Source organism: Rhizobium sp. 16-488-2b (assembly GCF_017741815.1).
Taxonomy (GTDB): Bacteria; Pseudomonadota; Alphaproteobacteria; order Rhizobiales; family Rhizobiaceae; genus Rhizobium.
Window position 1 is genome coordinate 45,124 of record NZ_JAGHMF010000027.1, and the last position, 26,676, is coordinate 71,799.

A 26,676-nucleotide genomic window follows, 5' to 3' on the forward strand; every position below is an offset into this window, starting at 1 on the left:
GGATCCTAGTTCAATGAAAAAAGAAGACCTCTACGGCTACGTGCCCGCCATCGTCACGCCCTTCAGCGACACGGGCGAGATCATCGAAGACGCCTTTGTCGAGTTGTTCGAGTTCCTGATCAATCGCGGGGCGACCACCATCTGCATCGCGGGCGACAACGGCGAAAGCTGGGCGCTGTCGGCGGCTGAGCGAGGCCGGCTGGTGCGACTGGCCAAGGATACCGCAAAAGGCCGCGTATATGTGATGATGGGCATTTCCGCTCCCACGATCGCCGCTTCCCTTGCCTATGTCAGAGCTGCCGAGGAGAACGGCGCGGATGCGCTACTATCGATGCCTCAGACCTATGTGTTGAAAGCGTCTCAGGCGGAGCTCATGGCACGGTTCGACAAAGTTTCGGCGGCGACGGCCAAGCCGCTTGTGCTGTACAACTCGCCCCGCCGGATGGGTTTTTCACTGAGCGTGGACCAGACCGAAACCCTGATGAACAACCATAATGTCATAGGCATCAAGGAAAGTCAGCGTGACTTCTTCTACCACACCCATCTCTTGCAGCGCCTCGGCGACAAGATGTCAGTGATGACTGGTCCTTGCCACTATATCCTGCCGAATTTTGCGCTCGGGGCCAAAGGCTTCATCGCCACTGGCCCTGAATTCACAGACCTGAAGCCGTCCGAAATGGCGACCGTCGGCGCCGGTGCCCCTGATGCGATCTGGCGCCACGCCCATTACCAGCTTACCGTCCTTTATGAATTGCTGATGGGTACTGCCACATGGCCCGCGTCCTTCAAGGCGGCATTGAACTTGATCGGCCTGCCCGCGGGCGTTCCGCGCGATCCGGTCATGCCTGCAACCGTAGACGACATCGACAAGATCAAACGTACCTTCGACCAGCTTGGGATCAGCTATTCCTGATGCGCCTCACGCCCGATCAGTCCAGCCATGTTCGACGAACGCCGTTAGTGGATTTTACCTTCGACGGTACTGGGGTTTCTGGCCACGACGGCGAAAGTCTGGCGGTCGCGCTGATGCGGGCCGGCCATCTGCACCTGCGCGACGCTCCCGAAGATGGTGGAGCGCGCGGGCTGTTCTGTTGCATGGGGCTGTGCCAGGAATGCGTCGTGCGTATCGACGGTATGGTGGTCGAAAGCTGCCGATCTACCGTCGCGCAAGGATTGGCAGTCACCTCGTTAAGGCGGCAATCATGATGCACAATAGCGATGTCGCCGTGATCGGAGCAGGTCCTGCCGGAGCGAACGCTGCACTGGCCGCCGCGCGCCATGGCTTTTCCGTCACCCTGATCGACGAGCAACCCAGAGTCGGGGGTCAGGTCTGGCGCGCTAAGAGCGCCGCTATTCTGGAAGCTCCCGCTACGCCTGAAACTGTGGCGGGAAATCGGCTGCGCCAGGAAGTCGACGAAAGCTCTGTCACCCATCTCAGTGAGGCACGGGTCTGGCAGATCGAACGGTGCGAAGGGGGCGCGAATCTCTACCTGCTGCGGCAGGGCCGCAGTGACGTTCTGCACGCGCGCGCCCTGATCATCGCCACCGGCGCACGCGAATTCGTGCAGCCGGTGCCCGGCTGGACGACACCGGGGGTGCTGGGATTGGCGGGCGCGACGGCGCTGTTCAAGCAGGAACTGGTACTGCCCGGCAAACGCACGGTCGTCTCAGGCACCGGGCCGCTGGTATTCTACGTCGCATCCGAAATCCGCCGTCTGGGTGGTGAGGTAGCCGCAGTCATTACCCCCAACAGCCGGGGTGACTGGCTTCGCTGCCTTCCAGCGATGGCATCACGCCCTGATCTGCTGTTGCGCGGCGGCCGTTGGATCGCCGATTTGGTCCTGAGCGGCGTACCGATCTACTGGCGCCATGCGGTAACACGGGTTGAAGGCGAAACCCAGGTCACCGGTGTCGAATTCCGCAAGCTTACCGCCGACTGGTCGCCGACTGGTGCAGTACGACGCATCGAAGGCGACAGTTTGTGCCTCGGCAACGGACTAACCCCGACCACCGAGGCCGCGCAACTGGCAGGGTTGGGACTGGAGCATAGCCCCCGCTTAGGCGGATGGATACCGTTACACGGCGTGGACGGAACAACCGACATCGCTAGTATTTTCCTGTGCGGTGATGGCACCGGCATTCGCGGCTCGACGGCGGCAGAAGTTCACGGCCGGCTGGCCGGTTTAAGCGCCGCCGAGCATCTAGGCGCCGATACCAAGGGCGAACGCGACCGCCTACGCGCCGTCTACGAACGGGCGGCCCGCTTCGGCACCGCGATGACTGGCCTTAGCCTTCCCCGCGCGGGGCTTGCGCGGCTGACCACCGATGAGACCATCGTTTGCCGCTGCGAAAGCCTCTCACGGGCTGATATCGTTGCAGAGATCTCCAGCGGCGCTGGTAGTACCAATGCCGTGAAGTCAGGCCTCCGTGCAGGGATGGGTCCTTGCGGGGGCAAGTTCTGCCAGACCGCCGTGTCCCGCATGATCGCTGAGGCCGAGGGTGGGGGCGAGGCCGACGTGCCGCCCCCGACACCGCGGCCGCCTCTGCGCCCGGTGCCCGTTGAAGCGCTAGCCGGCGACTTCAACTATTCCGACCTGCCAATCCCAAAGCCCGCACCGCTATGACCATAACCTATGACATAGCCATTGTCGGCGGCGGTATCATGGGCTGCGCAAGCGCGCTTCGCATGGGCGAAGGGGGAATGCAGCCCCTCGTTCTGGATCAAAGCGATCTTGGGCAGGGGGCGTCGGGCGTGAATGCCGGCACGCTGAGCCTGCAGATCAAGCGCGTCCGGCTGATGCCTTATGCGCTGAAGGGCCACCACGAATGGGAAGCAATGGGGGAGGCTGTCGGCTTTCACAAGACCGGCGGCTATACCCTGGCCTTCACCGAACGGGAGGCCGCGTTACTGCACGAGCGCCAGACGCTCAAGGCCGTGGCGGGAGCCCCGATCACGTTTGTCTCGGACCGGCAAATCCGCGAGGCGGAACCGGGCCTGACCCGTAAGGTGTTGGCTGCGAGCTATTGTCCCGAAGACGGCTATGCCAATTCATCATTGACGGGTCAGTATTTCCGTCGGCGACTGCGCGACGCCGGGATCGCGTACCGCGAACGTTGCCCGGTGACCGCAATCGAGCGTGGGTTGAAAGGCTTTACCTTGACTACGGCTGACGGCCAGGTTCATGCCCAGCGCCTGCTTTTAGCGGCGGGGGCCTGGCTGAAGCCCGTCGCGGCACTGCTGGGTGTGGAGTTGCCGGTTCAGGCCCGGATCAACACCGTGTCGGTGACCGAGCGAATGCCGCCGCTGGTCTCCAGCGTGATAGGCCACGCAACTGGACTGCTCACCATGAAGCAAAAGCCCAACGGCTCCGTCCTCGTCGGCGGCGGCTGGCAAGGGCGCGGCGCGCCGCAGGAGGGGCGCGGCCAAGTCATGGCAGAAAGTGTGCAACCCAACCTTGCGCTGGCGCAATACGCACTGCCAGCGCTGGCCAAGGCACGGGTGTTGCGAAGCTGGACGGGGTTCGAGGCCAACGTACCCGATTTTTACCCGCTCGCAGGTGCGCTTCCCGGCGTCGGGAACGCATTCGTCCTAGGCTGTGTCCGGGGCGGCTACACCATCGGCCCCTATATCGGCAAGCTGATGGGAGATTTCATATTGGGCCGGGAGCCTGAACTGCCTCTCTTCGATCCCGCCCGTAGATTTGAGGAGGAAACGACATGAGCCAGATTTCGACCGACCACTGCCGCTTGGACGGCAAACTAGCCATTGTCACCGGTGGTGGTAGCGGCATAGGTGAGGCCACCGCCAGGATCTTTGCCGATGCCGGTGCCACCGTGGTGGTTGCCGGGCGTCGCATGGAGCCGCTGGAGCGCGTGGCGAAGGAGATTGGTGGCCACGCCATTGCCTGCGACGTGTCTGACCAAGAGCAGGTCAAAGCCATGTTCGCAAGCGCGTTGAAGATCAACGGCCGGATCGATGTGCTGCTAAACAATGCCGGCGGCCCAGGTCCGATCGCCTCGGTGGCCGAGGTTGATATGGTTGCATGGGTTGCCTGCATGAACATCAATCTCGTGGGTGCAATGTACTGCCTGCAAGAAGCCGCGCGGATCATGAGCGCGCAGAGATCCGGTTCGATCATCAACATGTCCTCTCTCATGGGAATTCAGGGTTATCCGATGCGCTCGGCCTATGTAGCGTCGAAATTCGCGCTGATCGGCATCACGGAGACCATGGCGCGCGAACTGGGGCCGGTGAATGTGCGCGTCAACGCGCTGATGCCAGGAGCAGTCTCGGGGGAGAACATGGATCGCATCCTGAAACGACGCGCCGAGGCCGAGAGCCGTCCCATCAAACAAATCGAGCGTGAGAACTATACCGATGTGGCCGCGCTCAGACGCTGGGTCGCGCCGGAAGAGGTAGGTCGCGCGGCGCTCTACTATGCCTCCGACCTCAGCTCGGCGATCACCGGCGACAAGATGAAGGTCGACTGCGGACGATTTTGATAAGGGCAGAGCAGGATATTACAGGTACTTTGAACTATGTGAAGGACGAGGGTGTCGGGTGCTCTCAGGCCGCGATTGGATTCTTGTGACCACAACCACTTCTAAACACTGGCTCGTATGCATTGGACTGTGGTTCGTGGCCGTTTCAGGGTTTGCACTTTATTCCTTCGAAACCTCGAAGCAACGGCTGGCCGGTGAGTTGGAAGCGGCCGGCCAGACCTTGCACCGGTTGATCTCCCAGCGCGTGGCACAACACGACGCACACATGACCAGCCTCATTGCGGTTACCAGCGGGGCGCAGCCTGCTCCATTCAGCGCCGTTCGGCACGTGATGGAAACCATCATCCGCTTTTATCCCCGTATCGCTTGGATCGAACTTATCTCGCTCGGCGACGGCGAGCCCGAGGACCACAGGGTGAAAGTGCTGCTGAGAGTGCCAGAAGGCGGAAGCGAGGATCTGGCGGCGCTACGCGGTGCATTCGCGGAACAGGAGCGTGGTAAAATTGCCGTCTACGAAAATCGAAACGGCCGATATCTCCTGGCAAAAAGGGCATCTTTGCCTTCGGAAACCGCAGTGGTGCTTTCCATCGATGCCCGGCTTCTGTCCGATCCCGAGGAACGGCCCGCATGGGCCAGGGTTCGCCTGATGATCAATGGAAAGCTCCTGCTCGATCTTCCAGCACAGGACGGCGTCGATACAGCCGCTTCGTTTATTGCTCCCTTACATTTTGAATCGGTCATCGACGGCGAAAATCAGCGGCTGTCGTTGTTGCTTGATCGGTCCGTGCCACTTGCAGCGCTGCTGCCGGCAAGGCACGCGGTCGGCTTTGGCGTCATGACCGCGCTGGCTTTGATTGCGGCTATGTTTGCGCTGCGGCAGCGATCGACAACGCTGCGGTTGCAGCGGGAGATGGAGGAAGCCGAGGCCCGCGCGGCGCTGCACGAGCGGGAAACATTGCTTGCACATGCTTCGCGCGTCAATGCAATGGGTGAGATGGCGTCTGGCATCGCTCATGAGTTGACGCAACCACTGACAGCGATCCTCAGCCGAAGCCAAGCATCGCTCAGGTTGGCCGGTGCAGACGTAATTGACATTAAACGCATTTCCAGTGCGCTGGAGGTAAACATCCGGGAAGCAAAGCGAGCGGGAGAACTGCTAAAGCGGATGCGCGACTATGCTTCCAACAAGGCGCCGAAACCGGTTCAGTGCTCGCTGAATGAGATCGTCAAAGAAATCATCGCGCTAACCAACATAGATTTGAAGCACCGCGGCATCCGCCTCGAGTACAGCCTCACGCCGGAACCACTGGATGCCGTCGCCGACGCCATCGAACTGGAACAGGTGCTGCACAATCTCATACGTAATGCGGCTGACGCATTGGAAGGAGATTACTCTCAAGCAACGCTCATCCGCATAGAAACGCGAGCAGTGGGCCGCGAGGCCAAAATCATTGTCAGCGACAGCGGACCAGGCATCGCCGTCGAGGCGCTGTCAAAACTGTTCCACCCCTTTTTCACCACAAAGCCTGAGGGGATGGGGCTCGGGCTGTCGCTGTGCGCGACGCTGGTCGAACGTATCGGCGGCAAAATAGAAGCCGAAAATTCCTCAAGCGGAGGGGCAACGTTCACCATTACGTTGCCGCGCGCGTCAAAGAGCGATGCATCGTGAGCAAGTATAAGGTCTACCTAGTCGATGACGACGAAGCCGTCAGAGAGGCGATCGCCTTTCTGCTAGATACCTACGGAGTCACCGCCGAAACCTTCGGTGACCCCAAGACATTGCTTGCGCATATCAACAAGGAGAAGCCAGGTTGCCTAATCGTTGATTTGCGTATGCCGCTGGTTTCCGGGCTGCAACTGCACGCGCAACTGATCGCCCGCGGCATTGACTGGCCCACGATTATGATCACCGGCCACGGTGATGTTATCGCCTGCCGTAGTGCATTCAAAGCCGGCATCCAGGACTTTCTTACAAAGCCGGTTGATGGCGAAGTTTTGTTCGCGGCGCTCCAGCAGGCCTTTGAAAACCTGGATGCGCGGCTGGAGAGGTGCGAGGCCCGACGGCAGTTGGCGCAGTTGACGGGCCGCGAACGCGAAGTTCTCGAGATGATTGCCAACGGATGGGCGACCAGGGAAATTGCAGCAGCGCTCGGCGTCTCAGTGCGTACTGTCGATGCACATCGGGCAAAAATTGCCGGGAAACTCGGGACCAGTTCGGTAGCCGATTTCGTGCGGTTGACACTCACCAACAAGACGACGCAATAGGTAGTTCTACCTACACCGCATGGTGGCAACGCGGATTCTGTGATGGAAGTCGATTAAGTACGACTTGTGCCGGGAAAGCCAGACGCTTCTCCAACCAAAACCAGGAACCACACTGTGATCAAACGTTTTCTCGTAGTAGCATTCGCCTTCAGCTCCACGATCGGCGCGGCCCAGGCCGATCTCCTTACCGAAAAGAATATCCCTTCAGACCTCGCCGTCCGAATGGCGAGTAATGCAGTCGAAGCTTGCGCCGCAGACAAGTATAATGTGAGTGCGGCCGTCGTCGATCGTGCGGGTGTCCTTCGCGCCCTCGTTCGTGCAGACAACGCTGGTCCGCACACCGTTGACTCTTCGCGCGCCAAGGCCTTCACCTCTGCATCGTTGCGGATACCAACCTCGAAGCTGGCGGAGAATGCCGCGAACAATCCAGCTTCGGCCCAAGTGGTCAACATTCCCGGCTTTCTGGTGCTTGGGGGGGGCGTGCCAATCAAGGCTGGCGACGTGGTGATTGGCGCGATTGGCGTCGGTGGAGCTCCAGGGGCGAATCTCGACGAGGCATGCGCTGTCGCCGCAATCAAAGAGGCTGCTGAAGCGCTGAAATAGCCCCGTCCCACGCGCGACGCTTGCCCCCGGCAACTGCCGGGGGCATTCGATTGCTCTGGGCGCTGCGATACTGACGGCGGCGTGCCAATCATATTTGCCCAACATCACAGCGTTTGGGAGAACCTAGGAGGCCAGCTGGTTGATGTCACGCCGCCACGTTTTTGGCGTGCCGGCTGTTTTAGGGGCGCACCCACAGCAGTCGAGTTCTTTCCCCTTGGCTGGCGACCCTGCCGACGGCTGTCGCGGACTTTGTCTCGGCCTGAATTTCGATATGTCGAGGCATCTTACCGAGCGGGAAATCGGTTAGCTGCGCCGGTGCCTGGAGACAGTCGTGGGATCCCGCTTGCCAGGCTCAAAACCAGTTCATGGTTTGGGCGAAGTCGTTTTGCTGATTTTGCAACGCCTTAGATTTTGATTTTGCGGCTGCAGCTCTCGGTGGTCCTTAGTTAGGATCCTTTCAAGGCGCGAGACAAAAAAGCTACTAGTGTCGTCAACTATTTACCACTTATTTTGTCACCCCATTCGCTCCGACTTGTAGGATCCAGGGCTTGCCGGAAAGACAATGGTCTTGTTGCCGTTCATGAAGACGCGGTGGTGGATATGGGCGTGGACGGCACGCGCCAGAGCCTGGCTTTCAACATCGCGGCCGATTGAGACATAATCGTCCGGTGATTGCGCATGGGTGATGCGGGCAACGTCCTGCTCGATGATCGGACCTTCATCGAGATCCTCGGTCACGTAATGAGCCGTAGCCCCGATCAGCTTCACGCCACGCTCATAGGCCTGTTTGTAGGGATTGGCACCCTTGAAACTTGGCAGGAAGGAATGGTGGATGTTGATGATCCGGCCCGACATCTTCTTGCAGACCGCGTCCGAAAGCACCTGCATGTAACGGGCAAGCACGATCAGCTCCGCACCGGACTGCTCGACCACTTCCATCAGCCGGGCTTCGGCCTGCGGCTTGTTCTCCTTGGTCACCTTGATGTGGTGGAAGGGGATGTCGTTGTTGACGATGACCTTCTGGTAATCGAAGTGGTTTGAAACGACGCCGACGATGTCGATCGGCAGCGCCCCGATGTTCCAGCGATAAAGCAGGTCGTTCAGGCAATGGCCGAAGCGGGAGACCATCAGGAGCACCTTCATCCGGTGTTCGCTGTTGTGCAGTTCCCAGTTCATCGCAAACGTGTCGGCGACCGGCTTGAAGCCTTTTTCGATCGCAGCCTGATCAGCCCCCTCCTCCGACATGAACGTCAGGCGCATGAAGAACAGGCCGGTCTGCAGGTCATCGAATTGCGAGCTATCGACGATGTTGCAGCCGATCCCGGCGAGATAACCGGTCACCGAGGCGACGATGCCGCGCGTGGACTGGCAGGAGATGGTCAGGACATAGGCGGGCATGGCTGGGTTCTCGCAGACAACAGGGCTCGTGGCCGCAACGCGATGCTGCGACCGCTTCTCGCGGGTGGAGACTGAGGGATTAGAAGCTCTTCTCGAGTTCCGGCAGCAGTTCGAACAGGTCGCCGACGAGGCCGTAGTCTGCGACCTGGAAGATCGGGGCTTCCTCGTCCTTGTTGATGGCGACGATGACCTTCGAGTCCTTCATGCCGGCCAGATGCTGGATCGCACCGGAGATGCCGCAGGCGATGTAAAGCTGTGGTGCGACCACCTTGCCGGTCTGGCCAACCTGCCAGTCGTTCGGGGCATAGCCCGCATCGACGGCAGCGCGCGAGGCACCGACGGCCGCACCGAGCTTGTCGGCAACCGGAAGGATGACTTCCTGGAACTTTTCAGACGAGCTCAGCGCACGACCACCCGAGATGATGATCTTGGCAGACGTCAGTTCCGGACGATCCGACGACGACAGGGCATTCTTCAAGAAGGTGGAAAGGCCCGGATCAGCCGCAGCCGAGATGGCCTCGACCGAAGCAGAACCACCTTCCGCTGCGGAGGCGAAGGAGGCGGTGCGAACGGTGACGACCATCTTGGCATCGGTGGACTGAACCGTCTGGATGGCATTGCCGGCATAGATCGGACGCTTGAAGGTGTCGGCCGAGACAACCTCGATGATCTCCGAGACCTGGGCGACATCGAGCAGGGCCGCGACGCGCGGCAGCACGTTCTTGCCGACCGAGGTCGCGGCCGAGATGATCGTGTCGTAGTTGCCAGCCAGCGAAACGATCAGCGCTGCCAGCGGCTCGGCCAGATTGTTGGCAAGTCCTGCGTCGTCAGCAACGAGAACCTTCGCTACGCCCGAAAGCTTGGCTGCCTGATCGGCGACGGCCTTGGAGCCGGCAACGAGCACATGAACGTCGACTCCAGTCCCACTGGCGATCTTGGAAGCCGCCGTCAGCGCCTTGGCGGTCTGGTCGGACAGGTGGGTGTTGTCGTGGTCAGCCAGAAGAAGAATGGCCATGATGTAATCTCCTCAAATCTTCCGGTTAGAGCACGCCGGCTTCGTTCTTGAGCTTGTCAACCAGCTCTGCGACGGACTTAACCTTGACGCCCGCCTTGCGGCCGCCTGGTTCCTCGGTCTTAAGAACCTTCAGCCGTGCCGTCGTGTCGACGCCAAAGTCAGCCGGCGTCTTCTTGTCGAGCGGCTTCTTCTTGGCCTTCATGATGTTCGGCAGCGAGGCATACCGCGGCTCGTTCAGACGCAGGTCAGTAGTCACCACGGCCGGCAGCTTGATGTCGATGGTTTGCAAACCGCCATCGACTTCGCGTGTCACGGTCGCCTTGTCGGCACCGATTTCGACCTTGGAGGCGAATGTACCCTGAGTCCAGCCGAGCAGAGCCGACAGCATCTGGCCGGTCTGATTGCTGTCGTCATCGATCGCCTGCTTTCCGACGATGATCAGGCCGGGCTGTTCGGCTTCCGCCACGCCCTTGACGATCTTGGCAACGGCCAGCGGCTCGACGGCATCGTCCGTTTCAACGAGGATGGCGCGGTCGGCACCCATGGCGAGTGCCGTGCGCAGCGTTTCTTCCGCCTTGGCCGGGCCGACCGAAACCACGACGACTTCCTCAGCCTTGCCGGCTTCCTTCAGCCGCAGAGCCTCTTCAACGGAAATCTCGTCGAACGGGTTCATCGACATCTTCACATTGGCAAGCTCGACACCCGCACCATCCGGCTTAACCCGGATCTTGACGTTGTAGTCGACAACACGTTTGACCGTGACCAAGATTTTCATCATTCTAGTTTCCTCAGATAACGTTGACGATCACATGCGGCCGCGCAGGGCCTGCGGATCGTAGGGAGATTCTTCCAGTACGCGCGCCATGCGCATCTCGCCGAGGATCGGCACTTCAACCTCGGTGCGCGGGACACCGAGTTCCGGTGGCAGCAGCGCGAAGGCGACGTCATGGCCGAGCGTATAGGCATAGCTGCCCGACGTGATGCGGCCGACCAGCTTGCCCTCGTGATAGACACCCTCGTAGATCAGCGAGCTTGCGCCATCGGTATCGATGGAGATCGTGACCGAGCGCCGCCTGATGCCCTCTTTTTTCTGGCGAACAAGCGCCTCCCTGCCGATGAAATCGCCCTTGTCGAGCCGGATGAAGCGATCGAGATTGCTTTCCCAGGCCGTCAGTTCCGGGTTCATGTCACGATACATGGCACGGTAAGACTTTTCGAGGCGGAGCGATTCCAGCGCGTGGTAGCCGATGAGGCGCAGGCCGTGCGGCTCACCCGCCGCAAGGATCGCCTGCAGCAGCTGCCGCTGGTAGGGCAGCGGGTGATAGAGTTCCCAGCCGAGTTCACCTTCATAGTTGACGCGCAGCATCCGCACGTCCGTCGCCAGGCCGACCGTACCGGACTTGACGCCGAACCATGGGAACGCCTCGTTGGAAAGATCCATCTCGGTCAGACCCTGCAACACGTCGCGCGCCTTCGGACCGACGACAGTAAAGCAACCGCGTTCGTTGGTGACGTTTCGCAGCTGCACGCTGCCGTCCTTCGGCAAAAGCTTCGATAGGTCATCGAAATTCCAGCGCTCGGCGCGCGGCGTCGAGATCAAGTAGAAGCTGCCGTCTTCAAGGCGCGCCACGACATATTCAGCCTGCACGCCGCCGTTCTTCGTCAGATGATGGCTTAGGTTGACGCGGCCGGCTTTCGGCAGGCGATTGGCGAGAATAGTATCGAGCCAGGCTTCGGCACCGGGGCCGGACACTTCGAACTTCGTCATCGGCGTCATTTCGACGAGACCGACCGCCTCGCGCACCGCCCGCACCTCTTCAGCCACGTAATGGCCTTTCTGTGTCCAGCGCCAGCTATACTGGTCCTTGGCTTCAACACCGTGCGGAGCAAACCAGTTCGGCACTTCCCAGCCGTTCAGGACGCCCCAGACGGCACCGCGCTGCGAGAGGATATCGTAGGATGGGGCGGTCTTCTGCGGGCGCGCGGCCGGCATGTCCTGACCGGGATAATGCAGCTCGGCATGGGTGCCCCAGCTTTCCTTGACCTTGTGCCGTGTCCATTCCTTGTTGGCATAGTCGCCGAAACGGCGGGGATCGAGCTCGGAGGTATCGAGGCTGTTGGCGCCTTCGACGATACGCTCGGAGAGATAATAACCGATCGCGCCGCCCCAGAGGATGCCGCCCGGCACGCCTTCGGCGATCCAGACATTTTCGAGCCCCCAGGCCGGGCCGACCAGCGGCAGCTCGTCAGCCGTCATCTGGAAGGGGCCGCGCACATTGGCCTTGATGCCGACACGGCCGAGCGCCGGGACCATCTCCATGGCAGCTTCCCAGTTCCAGGCCACCGCATCGAAATCTTCTTCGACCAGATCGGCGCCGAACCATTCGGGCACGCCGTTTTCGGCAAAGAGCTTCAGGTGTTCGGTCTTCTCATAGGGACCGAACATCAGGCCATCGCCCTCTTCGCGCAGATAACCCTCAAAACCTTCGTCACGCAGGATCGGCATTTCCGGCAAGCCCTGGCGCTTGCGCTCCACGATCTCTGGCACGGCATCGGTGATCCAGTATTGGTGCAGGATCGGGATGGCAGGGATTTCGAGACCCAGCATCGCACCGGTCTGGCGGGCATAATTGCCGGTCGCCGCGATGATATGCTCGCAGATGATCTCGCCATTGTTGGTGATGATCTTCCATTCGCCGCCGGGCAGACGCTCGAAACCCTTGACCTCGGTGTTGAGGTAGATCTTGGCGCCGCGGTCGCGTGCACCCTTGGCCATGGCCTGGGTCACGTCGGCCGGCGCGATATGGCCGTCGTCGGGATGGTAGAGCGCAGCCAGCATGTCCTTGTTGTTTTCGAGCAGCGGCCAGAGTTCGCGCGCTTCCTGCGGCGTGACCAGTTCGGCGCGAATGCCCTGCACGGCGGCAACGCTCATATAGCTCTTGTATTCGTCGAGACGGTCGCGCGTGTTGGCGATGCGCAGCTGGCCGCATTTGTGCCAGCCGACATGCTGGCCGGTTTCCGCTTCCAGCCCTTCGTAGATCTCGATGGTCTTGGCGATCATCCGGCCGATACTGATGTTGCGGGCATAGGAAGGAATGAGGCCGGCGGCATGCCAGGTCGATCCGGCCGTCAGCTGGGTGCGCTCAAGAAGCGCGACATCGGTCCAGCCACGCTTGGTAAGACCGTAAAGTATGGCGGCGCCGACACAACCACCGCCGATGACAACGGCGCGAGCATGAGTTTGCATGGAAGAGGTTCCCTCGTATTGGTTTGTCCAACCCTACAAACGCCAGTGGCCGTTGTAATCTTGCAAAAAATTCTTCAACGGCATAACTTCAAATTATGCACCGGCTTCGTTCTCTTGTCCCCTCCGCCAATTACCTGTTCTGCTTCGAGGCAGCCGCCCGCAGGCGCAGCTTTACTGCGGCCGCGCAGGAACTAAATGTCAGCCAACCGGCCGTGAGTAAGACCATCAGGCTGCTGGAGGAGGCAACGGGGCTGAAACTGTTTCGCCGCGAGCATACGCGGCTGGAGCTGACGGCGGACGGCCAGCGGCTTTACAGGGAGACACAGGACGCATTCGACCGCCTGCACATGGTCATCTCCTCGCTCCAGAAGAAACATTCCAATGACGTCGTGCGGGTGTCCTTCTCGGCCGCCTTCGTGCAGCTCTGGCTGCTTCCGCGACTGAAGGATTTCAAGGCTAAGCATCCGGACGTACCGTTGCGCATCGAGGAAAGCAGCCGCGACGATCAGGACCTCGTGGAAGAGGATATCGATGTTTCAGCACGCCTCGGCGATGGCAAATGGCCGGGACTCCAATCCTGGCATTTCTTCAACGAAGAGATCTTGCCGGTATGCAGCCCTGACTATCTTCGGGACTTCGGCCCGATCGTCGAACCGGCCGACCTGCTTAAGCACACGCTTCTGAATTTCGAGGAGAGGCACCGTACGCGCCTTGCCTGGCGCGAATGGCTGGAGTGTCATTCGGTGTCCGTGGCGCGGCTAAGGCAGGATTTCGTTTTTACCGACGCACTCGGCTCAATCGAGGCGGCGGTGCGCGGGCAGGGCATCGCGCTCGGCTGGAAACATCTGGTGCAGGAGCACCTAGAGGCCGGCCGGCTGGTCGCGCCACTGAAGGAGATCTATCAATCCGGTCAGTCTGTGCATCTCATCATGTCAGCTCAGAGGTTGCCGAAAAGCGGCGCGGCACTTTTCCGAGATTGGCTGATTCACCAAATTTAGTGAGCCTCCGATAACGTTTGCTAGGCAAACACAACGCGATGGTTCAACTTGGTGTTTTCGCGGTGATGGCTCGTCTGACGCGCCTGATTATTCCCGATAGCAAAAGCACGATCATAGGTAATGCGAAAAGGATTGATAACTTCGCTAAATGTGGGTTGAGACCAAGCTCTACAGCTGCCTCGAGACATATTTTGATGAGGCCGATTACGTAATATGCTATCGCGATTACGGAGAAGCCCTCGACAGCCTGCTGGATGTGGACCTGTACTCGCGTCCTCTCTTCGACCGAAGCAAGAAGCGACGCATTTTGGTCTTCAAGTTGAACTTGGACCGTTGTTCGTAGCAGGTCTCCTGCTAGTGCAACACGTTCGCCGAGTTCAGCGAGTCGACGTTCCGCAGCGCTCGCCGATTGAACTGCCGGCAGGAATCGACGCTCGATAAAGGTGGAGATACGTTGGCGCTGTTCGACGCGCTCCTCTCGAATTTCAACCAACCTCCTATTTACGATGTCAGCGTAAGCTTTTGTTGCACCAAATCGTGTTCTCGCGTTTGACGAGTAGTTTAAAACATCAGACGATAGCTTTGTGACATCAGAAAGAAGGGCTTTATCGACCTTGGCGGAGGTCTGCATGTGGGTTATCAAATGATCAACCCGCGCATCGAACTGTACGATTTTCTCCAAAGTCTCGCGTGTAACCGGAACGGCGAGCAGCGCCATCATTCTATAGGTCTCGATTTCCAACAATCGCCGCACCATACGACCCGTGCGGTAGGCATTGAGCTTTCGATTAAAAAAGTGCAGCTCGACGAAGCCGCTTTCGCTCAGTTGGAAGTTCGAACAAACCTCCGCGTCACCGCCTCCCACTTTGGAAGCGACAAAGTCGTCAGCTGGTTGACTATGTGGTTTACTGTCATTCTCGTCGCGGACGATGACGCGCGTCGCGCTAATAACCTCTCCACCCAGGCGTTCAATGTAGTCGAATATACTTGGGAGCTTATTGGCGTAATCGGAGTCTGCCGGTATCAGATAAGTGAGAGTAACAAATTCGGTATGCGCTTCCCATTTGAGTCGGCCGTTTTCCAAGCGGCCGATGCCGTGGCAGCCTTGCCCGGTGGTTGACACGTCTTCAAGGCCGGAGGTGAAGGACGTCAAACATGATCGATCGCACTCGACAATCGCGACATGCCAGACATCCGTATCACCGTCGAAGTAGAGAGATGGTCGAGCGTGTAACTCTTCGTGTAAGTTTCTGCGGAGCGGATGCTCCGTGGCAAACGGCATGGACATAACGCCTCCGATCCAAACCGGGCAATCGAACGACGATCCCGCAACACGGCAGCCGTCGAAATAGCAGGTCTGCAAGTGTGACGCTTATTCTGAATCGGAAAGACCTATTGCGCATACCTGCATATATCTGACTGGGAGACCGGGGTATTATGCAATTATAAACGGATGAGTTAGGAAAGCCCGTCGCATGCTGAATAACCCTAGATCCCATGGACTTTGGGAGCACTCCGCCACTCCGGCCCGAGAGACCGAAGCACTCGAAGCCGCCGTTGTTGCCGATGTCGCGATCGTCGGTGGGGGCTTTACCGGACAGTCGGCGGCGCTTCACCTGGCACAACGCGGAATGACAGCAGTCGTTCTTGAAGCTGTTGAAATCGGTTTTGGCGGTGCCGGGCGTAATGTCGGACTGATCAACGGCGGCATGTGGGTGATGCCTGACGACATCCCCGGCGTCCTTGGGACGAAGTACGGGGAACGCTGCCTTGGCCTTCTCTCCGATGCCCCGACTTTGGTTCGCAGGATCATCGAGGAAGAGGGCATTTCCTGTGAGATCGAGAAGAATGGAACCCTGCACCTTGCGGTGGGGTCGCAAGGACTTAAGGAACTGGAGGAACGTCATCGCCAGTGGACGGCCCGTGGGGCGCCGCTGCAGCTTTTGGATGCTGAGGAGGCCCGACGCCGAACCGGATCGCCCGCCTATGCCGGGGCGTTGTTCGACCCTCGCGCTGGCACGCTGCAACCCTTGAGTTATGTGCGCGGACTGGCTGCTGCAGCGATGGATGCCGGAGCCCAAGTATTCACGCGCAGCCCGGTCGTGTCGTACGAGCGACAAGGTGATGGCTGGCAGGTCACGACACCGCGCGGATCAGTGACTGCGAGATGGGTTATCGTCGCAACCGATGCGTATTCGACGGGTCCATGGCAGGCTGTTCGCGAGGAACAGGTTCACCTTCCCTATTTCAATCTTGCAACGAAGCCTCTGTCGTCCAATCTCCGCAAAAGCATTTTGGCGAATTGCGAAGGCTGCTGGGACACCAAGGAAATTCTTTCCTCATTCCGCATGGACCAGCGTGGCCGACTGATCTTCGGCAGTGTCGGAGCCCTGCGCAATACTGGCAATGCTATCCATCAGGCTTGGGCGAGGCGGTCCTTGAAACGATTGTTCCCGCAGCTTGCCGAAGTCGAATTTGAGTTTGCTTGGTTTGGGCAGATTGGGATGACCAGCGATGCCGTCCCGCGCTTCCACAAGTATGAGGATAACATGGTTGGTTTTAGCGGCTACAATGGCCGTGGCATTGCGCCGGGTACAGCATTCGGTCGCGTCCTTGCGTCCTATGTTTGCGGTGAAATCAACGATGATGACCTTCCATTGCCGGTGACCGAGGTGCGGCCGCAGACGTTGCGTATAGCAAAGGAAGGCTTTTACGAGTTGGGTGCACAAATCGCTCACTTGGCTGGAGCCCGCATTTAAGAGGAACCAATTTGCAACTTCCCCGCCGTTTTTTGCCTCCGCTTTCCTGGCTGGCCGCCTTTGAGGCGGCTGCTCGAACTGGAAGTGTTACCCTGGCGGCCAAAGAATTGAACCTCACTCAGAGCGCTGTCAGTCGACAGATCCGCGCGCTGGAGGATCAACTCGGCGTGGAGCTCTTTCACAGGGAAAAGCAGACGATCAAATTGACGATCGGAGGAGAGGGGTACGCCCGTGAAATTCGCGACGCTCTCTTCAAGATCAGCGCGGCTTCGCTCAATCTCCGGGCAAATCCCTATGGAGGGACGCTTAATCTCGCAATCCTCCCGACATTCGGCACGCGGTGGCTCGCACCGCGTCTTCCGGAGTTCCTGGCACAGAATCCGGGCATAACGATTAATCTCGTCACAAAAATCACCGCGTTCGATTTCCGTTTGGAACCTGTCGACGCTGCGATTCATTTCGGCCGACCAGAGTGGAGCAGCGGGGAGTTGGCGCTGCTTCGTCACGAGATCGTGGTGCCAGCCTGCAGTCCGCAACTGCGGGATCAGTTCGAATTTTCGGAGCCGGCCGATGTTCGGAAGGCGCCTCTCCTGCATCTTTCCAGCCGACCAGATGCCTGGGAGCGTTGGATGGTGATCAATGGCGTATCGCCCGATTCCGTCCATGGCATGCTCTTCGATCAGTTCGCAACGGCAACTCAAGCTGCGGTTGCCGGCGTTGGGGTTGCATTGCTGCCGAGGTTTCTTATCGAGGAAGAGCTGGCGTCTGGGAAGCTGGTATGTGCCCTCGACCTCCAGATGAAAAGCGCAGAGGCATACTATCTTGTTTGGCCCTCCGATCGTGCTTCGCATCCTCCGCTGCAGGCTTTCAAGAAATGGATTCTAGCGGAGACAGCGGATCAACGTTGATTGGTCCTATTCCCAAGCGGAATGACATCTGACGGATCGATTGATTGCTGTTGGCATTTTCCGGATGAATACTCCTCTGCATCATGAGCCCCGGGAATGAGGGCATCGACAGAGGAGGCCGTTATGACAACGCAATTCGCGCATCCCGACGACATTCGTACACGCTTTTCCAAAGCGATGTCCGAGATGTATCGCAATGAGGTGCCGCAATATGGGACCTTGATGGAACTCGTTTCGGACGTGAACGATGCGACATTGGCGAATGATCCTGCGCTTCAGGAGGCGATGGTCAGAAATGACGAGCTGGATCGTCTTGATATCGAGCGTCACGGCGCGATCCGTCTCGGGACGGCTGAAGAGCTGTTCAATATCCGGCGCGTTTTCGCGGTCATGGGAATGTATCCGGTAGGATACTACGACCTTTCGGTTGCCGGCATTCCCGTCCACTCAACGGCGTTTCGTCCGGTTGACGATAAAGCGTTGAGCCGCAATCCTTTCCGTGTGTTCACGTCGCTCCTTCGTCTCGAACTCATCGAGGACGAAGCCCTTCGTGCCGAGGCCGCCGAGATTCTCGGGCGCCGGCAGATCTTCACGGCGCCGGCTTTGGCTCTGGTTGAGAAGGCCGAGGCAGACGGCGGCCTGAGCGATGCCGACGCCGACGATTTCGTCCGCGAGGCCCTTGAGACATTTCGCTGGCACAACGATGCCACCGTTACGCTTGCCGCATACAAACGCCTTCATGATGCCCATCGCCTTATCGCCGACGTCGTGAGCTTCAAAGGGCCGCACATCAACCACCTGACACCGCGCACGCTCGATATCGATGCCGTCCAGGCAGAAATGCCGAAGCGCGGGATTTCCCCTAAGGCCGTAATCGAGGGGCCGCCGCGGCGCAAATGCGCGATCCTCCTGCGTCAGACGAGTTTCAAGGCCTTGGAAGAGGGCATCAATTTCAAGCCGTCCGAGGACCAGCAGTCGAGCGGAATGCACACCGCGCGATTCGGCGAGATCGAGCAGCGCGGTGTCGCGCTGACTCCGAAGGGCCGCAAGCTTTACGACGATCTTCTTGCGGCGGTCCGGCGCGATGTACAGGTCGGGGCATCCGGAGGTAAGTCAAAAGACTACAATGTCCAACTGACCGAGACCTTCGGTGAGTTTCCCGACGAATGGGCCGATCTGCGAAAACAGGAATTGGCGTATTTCCGGTACTCGACAACAGAAAAGGGGAGTCGTTGCTCGCCTCACGACCGCTTGCCGACAACGCTCGATGCTCTGATCGACGCCGGCTTTATCCGCTTCGACCCGATCGTTTACGAAGATTTTCTCCCCGTCAGCGCGGCAGGCATTTTCCAGTCGAACCTGGGTACCGACGCGCAGCAGAACTACTCTGAACGGTCGAACCGAGATGCATTTGAAAACGGTCTCGGTAGCACTGTGCAAGACGAGCTTGCCCTATATGCGGAGGCTGAGAATCGGTCGTTGGATCAGACCTATGAAACGCTCGGTCATCCCGAACTCGCGCAGCGTTCGATCGCGTAAGGGGTGACTTCGATGCCTGCGCGCGAAACGGAGCGAAATCAACAGGCGTTCAAACGCTTTTCCACAACGCTGGTGCGCGCCGGCTTTAAAGGCGAGACAGTCAGCGACCTCGGATCTCTGACTGTCTATTCAACTGACAACAGCATCTATCAGGTCCGCCCGATGGGCGTGGCCTTCCCGAGATCTGCCGACGATCTGGTGATCTTGGTTAAGTGTGCCGGCGAAACGGGAATCCCGCTTTCCGCTCGCGGCGGCGGAACGGGCACCAACGGCCAATCTCTGACCAGCGGTGTCGTGGTTGATCTCTCGCGCCATATGAATGGCATCGAGGGTCTCGATCTGGCCGCTGGGACGGTCACCGTCCAGCCAGGCGTCGTTCTCAACGAACTCAATGCGTTTCTCGAGCCGCACGGTTATTTCTTCCCGCCCACGGTTTCGACGGCATCTCGCGCGACGATCGGTGGGATGATCGGAACCGATGCCTCGGGAAAAGGCTCGCGCATATACGGCAAGACGTCAGACTACCTGCATTCACTCGAGATCGTGCTCTCGGATGGCAGCGCTTCTAAAATCGAGGACCTCGACCTTGCGACTGCGCGCCTCGTGGCGCAACAGGATTCACTTGTCGGTCGAGCCTACCGCGAAGTTCTGCGCGTCATTTCGGAAAACGTCGAGGAGATTGCATCGGCGTTCCCCAAAATGAATCGCGGTCTCACGGGATACAACCTTCAAAGCGTCCTGAAAGACGATGGGAAAGTACGGCTCGCTTACTTGCTGGCAGGTTCCGAAGGAACATTGGCGTTCACGACGTCGGTGACCCTGAGAATTTTGCGCCGTCCGAAGCTGAAGGCGCTCGTTCCGATACGCTACGCGCACTTCCAGACGGCGCTTGAGGATGTTTTGCTTCTTTTGGACGCAAATCCCTCGGCGGTCGAAATCATCGACGACAAGGTTCTGACCCTGGCACAGCAGGATCCTGTCTGGTCATCGATCGAAGCGGTGCTCGGAAGTGATGCAAGGGTCGCCGTCGGCGGTCTGAATTTCGTAGAGTTCCTAGCTGACGACGAAGACGAACTGCAGCGCAAGCTCGATAGTTTGGCCGGGCAACTCGCTCAGCGCTCGCACCTCTTTATCGACTGGAGGATTGTCACCGACTCAAAGCTTATTGCCGAGCTTTGGTCTCTTCGGGAAAAGTCCGTCGGCCTGCTCGGCAGGCTTTCGCCGACAAAGCAAGGCATCGCGTTCGTCGAAGATACGGCTGTTCCACCGGAAAGGCTCCCTGACTTTGTCCGCGAGTTCCGAGACGTATTGGACAGTCATGGCGTGACCTACGGCATGTATGGCCACGCCGATGTCGGTTGCCTTCACGTTCGGCCCGCGCTCAACATGCGTGATCCTCGCGATGCCGCCCTCATTCGTCCCATCAGTGACGCAATCGCGTCTTTGTCGAAGAAATACGGCGGCCTCCTGTGGGGCGAACACGGCCGCGGCTATCGAGGCGAATACTCGCCGTTCTTCTTTGGAGACAGGCTTTACCGGGAACTTTGTTCAATCAAGCGCGTCTTCGACCCTTCGAACCTGTTCAATCCCGGAAAACTCGCGTCGCCCACGGGCGAGGGGATCGATGCGATCGACACGGTCTCGTTTCGTGGAGAGTTCGATCGTCAAATCGACGCGACCCATGCGAAGGCTTTCGATCGCGCTCTAGCGTGCAACGGCAATGGCGCGTGCTTCAACTGGGACAAATCCGATCCCATGTGTCCGTCCTACAAAGCGACACGCGACCGAAACCAGTCTCCAAAGGGGCGCGCGGCCCTCATCCGTGAATGGGCTCGTTTGCGGTCTCTTAATGGCACGAGTCGCACGGCAGCCGAACTGTCCGGCGTCGAGGAGGCATTGAAACAAAGCCTTTCGACATGTCTCTCCTGCAAGGCGTGCTCGAGCCAGTGTCCGATCAAGGTCGACATACCTTCGATGAAGGCGCAATTTCTGCATAACTACTATCGCCGACGGCGCAGGCCGTTCCGGCACCATCTACTATCGCAAAGCGAAAATGCATTCCGCATTGCGCGACGGCTTCCGAAGATTGCGAATATTGCCAAAGCGGCAATGAGCTTCTGCGGAGGGGATCGTCTGACTAGATTGGTCGATCTCCCTGACTTCTATCCTGCCAAAGCTTCGCGTCCGACCCTTGGCGACCCTGAACGCCTCTTGAATCTTCCGGACGATGAGAAGCAGCGAACGGTTATTCTGCTCGAAGATACTTTTACGAGTTCCTTTGACGGCGGTGTGGTGAGCGCGTCATACGCGCTTCTCGAACGGCTTGGTTACAAGGTCTGGCGTGAACCGCCGATGGCCAATGGGAAGGCCGCTTACGTCATCGGAAATCTGGAAGCTTTCGAAAAAACCGCGCGTGCAGCGATATTGCGGCAGGAGACGCTTCTGGCAACAGGCATTTCCGTTATCGGCATCGAGCCGGTAACGACCCTGATGCATGACCATGAATACAAATCCTACCGTGCAGACAGCGCAACGTCCGCTGTTATCCTCACGTTCGAAGATTTTCTACTTCGGGAGATAAAGAGCGATCGCATCTCGATCTCTACCCTCCCAGCGAATAAGCAGAACTACTCCCTGTTCCTGCACTGCACGGAGAAAACCGCCAGACCATCTGCCGCTGCAAGTTGGATCGAGATCTTCACGTTCTTCGGCGCGGATGCGACATATGTTCCGACAGGTTGCTGCGGCATGGCCGGAATGTTCGGACACGAAATCGAACACCAAGCAATGTCCAAAAAGCTCTTCTCTATGAGCTGGGCGGAGAAACTGGACGGTCTAAAAGGCAGCATTCCTCTCATTACCGGGTTCTCTTGCCGCTGTCAGACAGAGCGTCTGACAAACATGGAAGCGCGGCACCCGGTTGAGGCCCTCTTGCAGATTGTCAGCGGCGTGCCCGCGTCCGGTCATGCGCTGACGAGACAAAACACACTCAAATCCACACAATCAGATTATGAAAGGAATGGTCATGTCGACTAACGCACTTCAAAAAGGAGCAGGCGCATCGAGCCTGCCGTTGAAAACAGTCACCGACAAGCTCCTTACAGAACTTGGGATCGCGCCGGAAGCATATGCCAAGGGCGAGATTCGCGCTCGGACACCGATTACAGGTGAGACCCTTGGTCAGATTGCCAGCATCACCCGTGATGAGGCTTCCGCAATCGTTGAAAAATCTCATCAGTCATTTCTCGAATGGCGTGACGTGCCGGGCCCACAACGTGGCGAATTGATCAGGCTTTTGGGTGAGGAACTGCGCGCGAACAAGGAGGCTCTGGGCCAGCTTGTTTCCATCGAGGTCGGCAAAATCACGTCCGAAGGTCTGGGCGAAATTCAGGAAATGATCGATATCTGCGATTTCGCAGTCGGTCTATCGCGCCAGCTCTACGGTCTGACGATCGCGACCGAGCGTGCCGACCACCGCATGATGGAAACTTGGCACCCACTCGGTGTTATCGGCATTATAACGGCCTTCAATTTCCCGGTTGCGGTTTGGGCCTGGAACGCGGCACTGGCGCTGGTTTGCGGAAACAGCGTCGTCTGGAAGCCGTCCGAGAAGACAATGCTGACCGCTCTTGCGACCCAGGCTATCTTCGAGAAAGCGCTCAAGCGCTTTAAGGCTCAGGGTGGTCAGGCTCCCGAAGGTCTTGCTCAGATGATTATCGGCCGCCGTGACGTCGGCGAGGTTCTCGTCGAAGACCATCGCGTTCCTCTCGTATCGGCGACGGGCTCAACGGCGATGGGCCGTGCGGTCGGGCCGAAGCTCGCCCAGCGTTTCGCCCGCGCAATTCTGGAGCTCGGTGGAAACAACGCCGCTATCGTTTCGCCGACAGCGGATCTCGACCTTACCCTGCGTGGCGTTGCCTTCGCAGCAATGGGGACCGCCGGCCAGCGTTGCACATCGCTGCGCCGCTTGTTCGTTCATGAAAGCGTCTACGATAGCTTCGTCGACAGGCTGACGAAGGCCTACGCCTCCGTCTCTGTCGGAAATCCGCTCGAAGGCAATCTCGTCGGTCCGCTGATCGACAGGCTCGCCTTTGACGCTATGCAATCCGCACTGCAGGCCGCTCAGGCAGCAGGTGGAAAGGTAAGTGGTGGCGAGCGTCTTAGCGCCGAAAGCGAAGAAGCCTACTACGTGCGTCCGGCACTGGTCGAAATGCCAAGCCAGCTTGGCCCCGTAAAAGACGAGACATTCGCTCCGATCCTCTACGTCATGAAATACAGCGCGTTCAACGACGTCTTGCGACTGCATAACGCAGTGCCCCAGGGTCTTTCCTCGTCAATCTTCACAAATGATATGCGTGAAGCTGAGCTGTTCATCTCCGCTCGTGGCTCGGATTGCGGTATCGCCAATGTCAACATCGGTCCGTCCGGTGCAGAAATCGGTGGCGCCTTTGGCGGCGAGAAGGAAACTGGCGGCGGCCGTGAATCCGGCTCGGACGCGTGGAAGGCCTACATGCGCCGCGCAACCAACACGATCAACTATGGCCGCACCCTGCCGCTCGCGCAGGGCGTCAAGTTCGACATCGAGTAGGACCGAACGATGGACACTGTCGTCAACAGCTCACATTTCCGGCCAGCCGAAAGGCTGGTCGAGATCGGCGTCTCCGAGATCCTGAAGATCACCGGCCATGCCAACGAACTGAAGAAACAAGGTCGCGATGTCATCATTCTCGGTGCGGGCGAACCGGACTTCGACACGCCCGACAACATCAAGGAGGCCGCGGTTAGAGCGATCGCGGCTGGCCAGACGAAGTACACCGCCCTCGACGGTACCGCAGAGCTAAAGGCGGCAATCCGGCACAAGTTCAAGACCGAAAACGGTCTGGAATTCGAGCAGAACCAGATAACTGTCGCGGCCGGCGCCAAGCAGGTGATCTACAACGCGATGATGGCGACGCTCAATCCGGGCGATGAGGTGATCATCCCGACGCCGTTCTGGGTAACCTATGCGGACATCGTGCTGATCGCCGGCGGCAAGCCCGTTCTCGTCCCCTGCAGGGAAGAGAACGGCTTTCGTTTGTCGCCGAGTGATCTCGAGGCGGCGATAACGCCGAAAACGCGTTGGCTGATGTTGAATTCTCCGTCGAACCCTTCCGGCGCGGCCTATTCGGCTGAACAATATCGCCCGCTCCTCGACATCCTGCTGCGTCATCCGCAAGTCTGGCTGATGGTGGACGATATGTACGAGCATATCGTCTATGGCGACTTTGAGTTCGTCACTCCGGCGGCGATCGAACCTAGGCTTGCCGCACGAACACTGACGATCAACGGCGTATCGAAGGCCTACGCCATGACGGGCTGGCGTATCGGATATGCCGGAGGGCCGACGGAGCTTATCAGATCGATGGCGATCGTTCAGAGCCAGTCGACTTCCTGCCCGTCGTCGGTCAGCCAGGCTGCTGCCGTCGAAGCGCTCACGGGCTCCCAGGATATTCTTGCGCCGCGCCGCGCATCCTTCCAGCAGCGCCGCGACGTCGTTGTCAGTGCCCTGAACAACATCGTCGGCATAAGCTGCCGCGTTCCGGACGGCGCTTTCTACACCTATGCGAGCGTCGAAGGTCTGATTGGGCGCAAAACGCCGACGGGAGACGTCATCGATAGCGATTCTGCTTTTGCATCCTATCTGCTCCGGGCAGCAGACGTCGCCGTCGTCCCTGGCTCCGCGTTCGGCTTGGCGCCATACTTCCGGATTTCCTACGCCACTTCAATGGAGGAATTGGTGGAAGCCTGCCGGCGCATCAGCGTCGCAGCATTGCACCTGCAGTAAGGTCGCCCGCCGGGCCGGGCGTTGGGACCTGGCCTGTCGACTTTTATGCACCGGCCTCGATGGTTCGCCGATGCAACCCAGAAATCGCCAAATGTTGGTTGGGTCGCCGGTCAGCGAGCCCCTCACTTGTCGCCTATCGCTTAGGGAGGTCTTGAAGATGGATCAATTAGCATCCAACAAAACTACACAGACGACAACATTCCTCGAAAGCGTCGATGCCTACATCGATAGCGCCATGGGCCATTTGAACCTCTCCGATGGATTGGCAGAGCGTATCAAGGCCTGCAATTCGACTTACACCGTCCGTTTCGGCGTGAGACTGCGCGGGCGGATGTTCAGTTTTGTCGGCTGGCGATCAGTCCACAGCGAACATGTCGAACCAGCAAAGGGTGGCATCCGGTACTCCATCCACTCCGACCAGGAAGAAGTTGAAGCGCTCGCGGCGTTGATGAGCCTGAAATGCGCCGTGGTCGATGTTCCCTTTGGCGGATCGAAAGGAGCGCTTAAGATAAATCCTGCGGATTGGGATGCACACGAACTGGAGCGTATCACCCGCCGCTTTACGCAAGAGCTCGCGAAAAGGAATCTGATTTGCCCAGGCCGGAATGTTCCTGCACCCGATATGGGAACAGGTGAGCGTGAGATGGCCTGGATGGCCGACGAATACAAGAGAACCGGCGCGTCTGACATCGTGAATGCAAATGCATGCGTAACGGGCAAACCACTGGCACGGGGCGGGATCGCAGGGCGCACCGAGGCGACCGGCCGAGGTGTCCAGTATGCGATCCAAAGCTACCTTCGCGACTTGAACGAAAATGGTGTCGATGGTCGCCGAAATCTTGCAGAGATGACTGTGATCGTGCAGGGCTTCGGAAACGTCGGCTATCATGCCGCAAAATTCCTACATGAGAATGATGGTGCGAAGATCGTCGCGATCGTTGAGCGCGACGGCTATATTTTTAATGACAAAGGCCTGCCTGTCGAAGATGTCAAACGCTATCAGCTCACCCACGGAACAGTTCTCGGCTTCCCGTCCGCCGAGAGCGTTCAGGATCCGGAAGCGGGTCTTACGCTTGAGTGCGACATCCTTATACCGGCAGCGATGGAAAATGCGATTACGGTCCGCAACGCCGACCAGATCAAGGCACGGCTGATCGTCGAAGGTGCGAATGGACCAGTCAGCTTCGACGCCGAAGAGCGTCTCACCGACCGGGGAGTCGTCGTGCTTCCCGATCTCTTCGTCAATGCTGGAGGCGTTGTCGTCAGTTACTTTGAGTGGGTCAAGAACATAACTCACATACCGTTTGGTCTGATGGAGCGCCGCCGTCGCGAACGTCGCAATCTTCAGATGACCCAGGCAATGGAGGCGATGACCGAGCGAGCCTTCCCTGCCGACATCAAAGACGAGTTTCTGGAGGGTGGAGCGGAGATCGACCTCGTTCGCTCCGGATTGGAAGATGTCATGCGTAGCGCCTACGATAATATCTCCGAACTGAAGCGGGCATCGAAGATTATGACCTTCCGGACCGCGGCGTATGTCATCGCCATCCGGAAGATTGGTGACGCGTATCAAGCGATCGGAATTTGATCGTCCGGGATCTCCTTTGATGAAGCTTG

The 26,676-nt window shown here is 58.9% G+C and carries 21 protein-coding genes; 16 read left to right on the forward strand and 5 right to left on the reverse strand.

Annotated features, from left to right (window positions below; all coding sequences use genetic code 11):
- Positions 1-13 precede the first annotated feature (13 nt).
- The 8 genes from J5286_RS21515 (at position 14) to J5286_RS21550 (ending at position 7,371) form a co-directional block, all read left to right on the forward strand.
- Positions 14-913, forward strand: coding sequence for a dihydrodipicolinate synthase family protein (locus J5286_RS21515; RefSeq protein ID WP_142843373.1), 900 nt, complete (start codon positions 14-16; stop codon positions 911-913).
- Positions 913-1,206: a (2Fe-2S)-binding protein gene (locus J5286_RS21520; protein ID WP_237681483.1), complete on the forward strand. Its 294-nt coding sequence runs from the start codon at positions 913-915 to the stop codon at positions 1,204-1,206. Before J5286_RS21515 ends, J5286_RS21520 begins: the two co-directional genes overlap by 1 nt.
- Positions 1,203-2,624, forward strand: coding sequence for an NAD(P)/FAD-dependent oxidoreductase (locus J5286_RS21525; RefSeq protein WP_142843374.1), 1,422 nt, complete (start codon positions 1,203-1,205; stop codon positions 2,622-2,624). The genes J5286_RS21520 and J5286_RS21525 overlap by 4 nt, the downstream gene beginning before the upstream one ends.
- Positions 2,621-3,721 (forward strand): NAD(P)/FAD-dependent oxidoreductase, encoded by a 1,101-nt coding sequence (locus J5286_RS21530; protein WP_142843375.1) that lies wholly within the window; start codon positions 2,621-2,623, stop codon positions 3,719-3,721. Before J5286_RS21525 ends, J5286_RS21530 begins: the two co-directional genes overlap by 4 nt.
- Positions 3,718-4,503 (forward strand): SDR family NAD(P)-dependent oxidoreductase, encoded by a 786-nt coding sequence (locus J5286_RS21535; RefSeq protein ID WP_142843376.1) that lies wholly within the window; start codon positions 3,718-3,720, stop codon positions 4,501-4,503. The genes J5286_RS21530 and J5286_RS21535 overlap by 4 nt, the downstream gene beginning before the upstream one ends.
- A gap of 136 nt (positions 4,504-4,639) precedes the next feature.
- On the forward strand, positions 4,640-6,172 hold the full coding sequence (locus J5286_RS31635) for a sensor histidine kinase (RefSeq protein WP_142843377.1): 1,533 nt from the start codon (positions 4,640-4,642) through the stop codon (positions 6,170-6,172).
- The gene (locus J5286_RS21545) at positions 6,169-6,768 is read left to right on the forward strand and encodes a response regulator transcription factor (protein ID WP_142843378.1); all 600 of its coding nucleotides are present in this window, start codon (positions 6,169-6,171) and stop codon (positions 6,766-6,768) included. Before J5286_RS31635 ends, J5286_RS21545 begins: the two co-directional genes overlap by 4 nt.
- Positions 6,769-6,882: 114 nt before the next feature.
- Positions 6,883-7,371, forward strand: coding sequence for a GlcG/HbpS family heme-binding protein (locus tag J5286_RS21550; RefSeq protein ID WP_237681484.1), 489 nt, complete (start codon positions 6,883-6,885; stop codon positions 7,369-7,371).
- Positions 7,372-7,884: 513 nt separating this feature from the next.
- Here the strand turns inward: J5286_RS21550 and purU are convergent.
- The 4 genes from purU to J5286_RS21570 all read right to left on the reverse strand — a co-directional run bounded on the left by purU (position 7,885) and on the right by J5286_RS21570 (position 13,031).
- Positions 7,885-8,769: a formyltetrahydrofolate deformylase gene (gene purU / locus J5286_RS21555; RefSeq protein WP_142843379.1), complete on the reverse strand. Its 885-nt coding sequence runs from the start codon at positions 8,767-8,769 to the stop codon at positions 7,885-7,887.
- A gap of 79 nt (positions 8,770-8,848) precedes the next feature.
- Positions 8,849-9,784 (reverse strand): electron transfer flavoprotein subunit alpha/FixB family protein, encoded by a 936-nt coding sequence (locus tag J5286_RS21560; RefSeq protein ID WP_142843380.1) that lies wholly within the window; start codon positions 9,782-9,784, stop codon positions 8,849-8,851.
- Between the two features lie 25 nt (positions 9,785-9,809).
- Positions 9,810-10,559, reverse strand: a complete 750-nt coding sequence (locus J5286_RS21565) for an electron transfer flavoprotein subunit beta/FixA family protein (RefSeq protein ID WP_142843412.1) — start codon at positions 10,557-10,559, stop codon at positions 9,810-9,812.
- A 30-nt stretch (positions 10,560-10,589) separates the two neighbouring features.
- On the reverse strand, positions 10,590-13,031 hold the full coding sequence (locus tag J5286_RS21570; RefSeq protein ID WP_142843381.1) for a GcvT family protein: 2,442 nt from the start codon (positions 13,029-13,031) through the stop codon (positions 10,590-10,592).
- A gap of 95 nt (positions 13,032-13,126) precedes the next feature.
- Here J5286_RS21570 and J5286_RS21575 point away from each other — a divergent pair, with 95 nt between their 5' ends.
- On the forward strand, positions 13,127-14,029 hold the full coding sequence (locus tag J5286_RS21575; RefSeq protein WP_142843382.1) for a LysR substrate-binding domain-containing protein: 903 nt from the start codon (positions 13,127-13,129) through the stop codon (positions 14,027-14,029).
- A gap of 43 nt (positions 14,030-14,072) precedes the next feature.
- Here the strand turns inward: J5286_RS21575 and J5286_RS21580 are convergent, their stop codons facing one another.
- A complete protein-coding gene (locus tag J5286_RS21580; protein WP_142843413.1) occupies positions 14,073-15,311 on the reverse strand; it encodes a DUF3422 domain-containing protein in 1,239 nt (412 codons plus the stop codon).
- Positions 15,312-15,504: 193 nt separating this feature from the next.
- Between J5286_RS21580 and J5286_RS21585 the strand changes: the two genes are divergently transcribed.
- The 7 genes from J5286_RS21585 to J5286_RS21615 all read left to right on the forward strand — a co-directional run bounded on the left by J5286_RS21585 (position 15,505) and on the right by J5286_RS21615 (position 26,647).
- Positions 15,505-16,788 (forward strand): NAD(P)/FAD-dependent oxidoreductase, encoded by a 1,284-nt coding sequence (locus J5286_RS21585; RefSeq protein ID WP_142843383.1) that lies wholly within the window; start codon positions 15,505-15,507, stop codon positions 16,786-16,788.
- A gap of 11 nt (positions 16,789-16,799) precedes the next feature.
- Positions 16,800-17,696 carry a LysR family transcriptional regulator gene (locus J5286_RS21590; RefSeq protein ID WP_142843384.1) on the forward strand — a complete coding sequence of 299 codons (897 nt, stop codon included), beginning with the start codon at positions 16,800-16,802 and terminating at the stop codon, positions 17,694-17,696.
- Between the two features lie 123 nt (positions 17,697-17,819).
- Positions 17,820-19,235, forward strand: a complete 1,416-nt coding sequence (gene hglS, locus J5286_RS21595; protein ID WP_142843385.1) for a 2-oxoadipate dioxygenase/decarboxylase HglS — start codon at positions 17,820-17,822, stop codon at positions 19,233-19,235.
- Positions 19,236-19,247: 12 nt separating this feature from the next.
- A complete protein-coding gene (locus tag J5286_RS21600; protein ID WP_142843386.1) occupies positions 19,248-22,271 on the forward strand; it encodes an FAD-binding and (Fe-S)-binding domain-containing protein in 3,024 nt (1,007 codons plus the stop codon).
- Positions 22,261-23,823 (forward strand): L-piperidine-6-carboxylate dehydrogenase, encoded by a 1,563-nt coding sequence (gene amaB, locus J5286_RS21605; RefSeq protein WP_142843387.1) that lies wholly within the window; start codon positions 22,261-22,263, stop codon positions 23,821-23,823. Before J5286_RS21600 ends, amaB begins: the two co-directional genes overlap by 11 nt.
- A gap of 9 nt (positions 23,824-23,832) precedes the next feature.
- Entirely contained in the window at positions 23,833-25,059 is a 1,227-nt protein-coding gene (locus tag J5286_RS21610; RefSeq protein WP_142843388.1) for a pyridoxal phosphate-dependent aminotransferase, read from the forward strand.
- Positions 25,060-25,294: 235 nt separating this feature from the next.
- Positions 25,295-26,647: a Glu/Leu/Phe/Val family dehydrogenase gene (locus J5286_RS21615; RefSeq protein ID WP_161991477.1), complete on the forward strand. Its 1,353-nt coding sequence runs from the start codon at positions 25,295-25,297 to the stop codon at positions 26,645-26,647.
- Positions 26,648-26,676: the final 29 nt, after the last annotated feature.

Bases quoted from the DNA above. Each gene is read 5' to 3' on its own strand.
- J5286_RS21615 (WP_161991477.1), top strand. From the start codon at position 25,295: ATGGGCCATTTGAACCTCTCCGATGGATTGGCAGAGCGTATCAAGGCC.
- J5286_RS21515 (WP_142843373.1), top strand. From the start codon at position 14: ATGAAAAAAGAAGACCTCTACGGCTACGTGCCCGCCATCGTCACGCCC.
- J5286_RS21565 (WP_142843412.1), bottom strand. From the start codon at position 10,559: ATGAAAATCTTGGTCACGGTCAAACGTGTTGTCGACTACAACGTCAAG.
- J5286_RS21570 (WP_142843381.1), bottom strand. From the start codon at position 13,031: ATGCAAACTCATGCTCGCGCCGTTGTCATCGGCGGTGGTTGTGTCGGC.
- J5286_RS21530 (WP_142843375.1), top strand. From the start codon at position 2,621: ATGACCATAACCTATGACATAGCCATTGTCGGCGGCGGTATCATGGGC.
- J5286_RS21525 (WP_142843374.1), top strand. From the start codon at position 1,203: ATGATGCACAATAGCGATGTCGCCGTGATCGGAGCAGGTCCTGCCGGA.
- J5286_RS21560 (WP_142843380.1), bottom strand. From the start codon at position 9,784: ATGGCCATTCTTCTTCTGGCTGACCACGACAACACCCACCTGTCCGAC.
- hglS (WP_142843385.1), top strand. From the start codon at position 17,820: ATGACAACGCAATTCGCGCATCCCGACGACATTCGTACACGCTTTTCC.
- purU (WP_142843379.1), bottom strand. From the start codon at position 8,769: ATGCCCGCCTATGTCCTGACCATCTCCTGCCAGTCCACGCGCGGCATC.
- J5286_RS21580 (WP_142843413.1), bottom strand. From the start codon at position 15,311: ATGCCGTTTGCCACGGAGCATCCGCTCCGCAGAAACTTACACGAAGAG.
- amaB (WP_142843387.1), top strand. From the start codon at position 22,261: ATGTCGACTAACGCACTTCAAAAAGGAGCAGGCGCATCGAGCCTGCCG.
- J5286_RS21610 (WP_142843388.1), top strand. From the start codon at position 23,833: ATGGACACTGTCGTCAACAGCTCACATTTCCGGCCAGCCGAAAGGCTG.
- J5286_RS21585 (WP_142843383.1), top strand. From the start codon at position 15,505: ATGCTGAATAACCCTAGATCCCATGGACTTTGGGAGCACTCCGCCACT.
- J5286_RS21520 (WP_237681483.1), top strand. From the start codon at position 913: ATGCGCCTCACGCCCGATCAGTCCAGCCATGTTCGACGAACGCCGTTA.
- J5286_RS21600 (WP_142843386.1), top strand. From the start codon at position 19,248: ATGCCTGCGCGCGAAACGGAGCGAAATCAACAGGCGTTCAAACGCTTT.
- J5286_RS21575 (WP_142843382.1), top strand. From the start codon at position 13,127: ATGCACCGGCTTCGTTCTCTTGTCCCCTCCGCCAATTACCTGTTCTGC.
- J5286_RS21535 (WP_142843376.1), top strand. From the start codon at position 3,718: ATGAGCCAGATTTCGACCGACCACTGCCGCTTGGACGGCAAACTAGCC.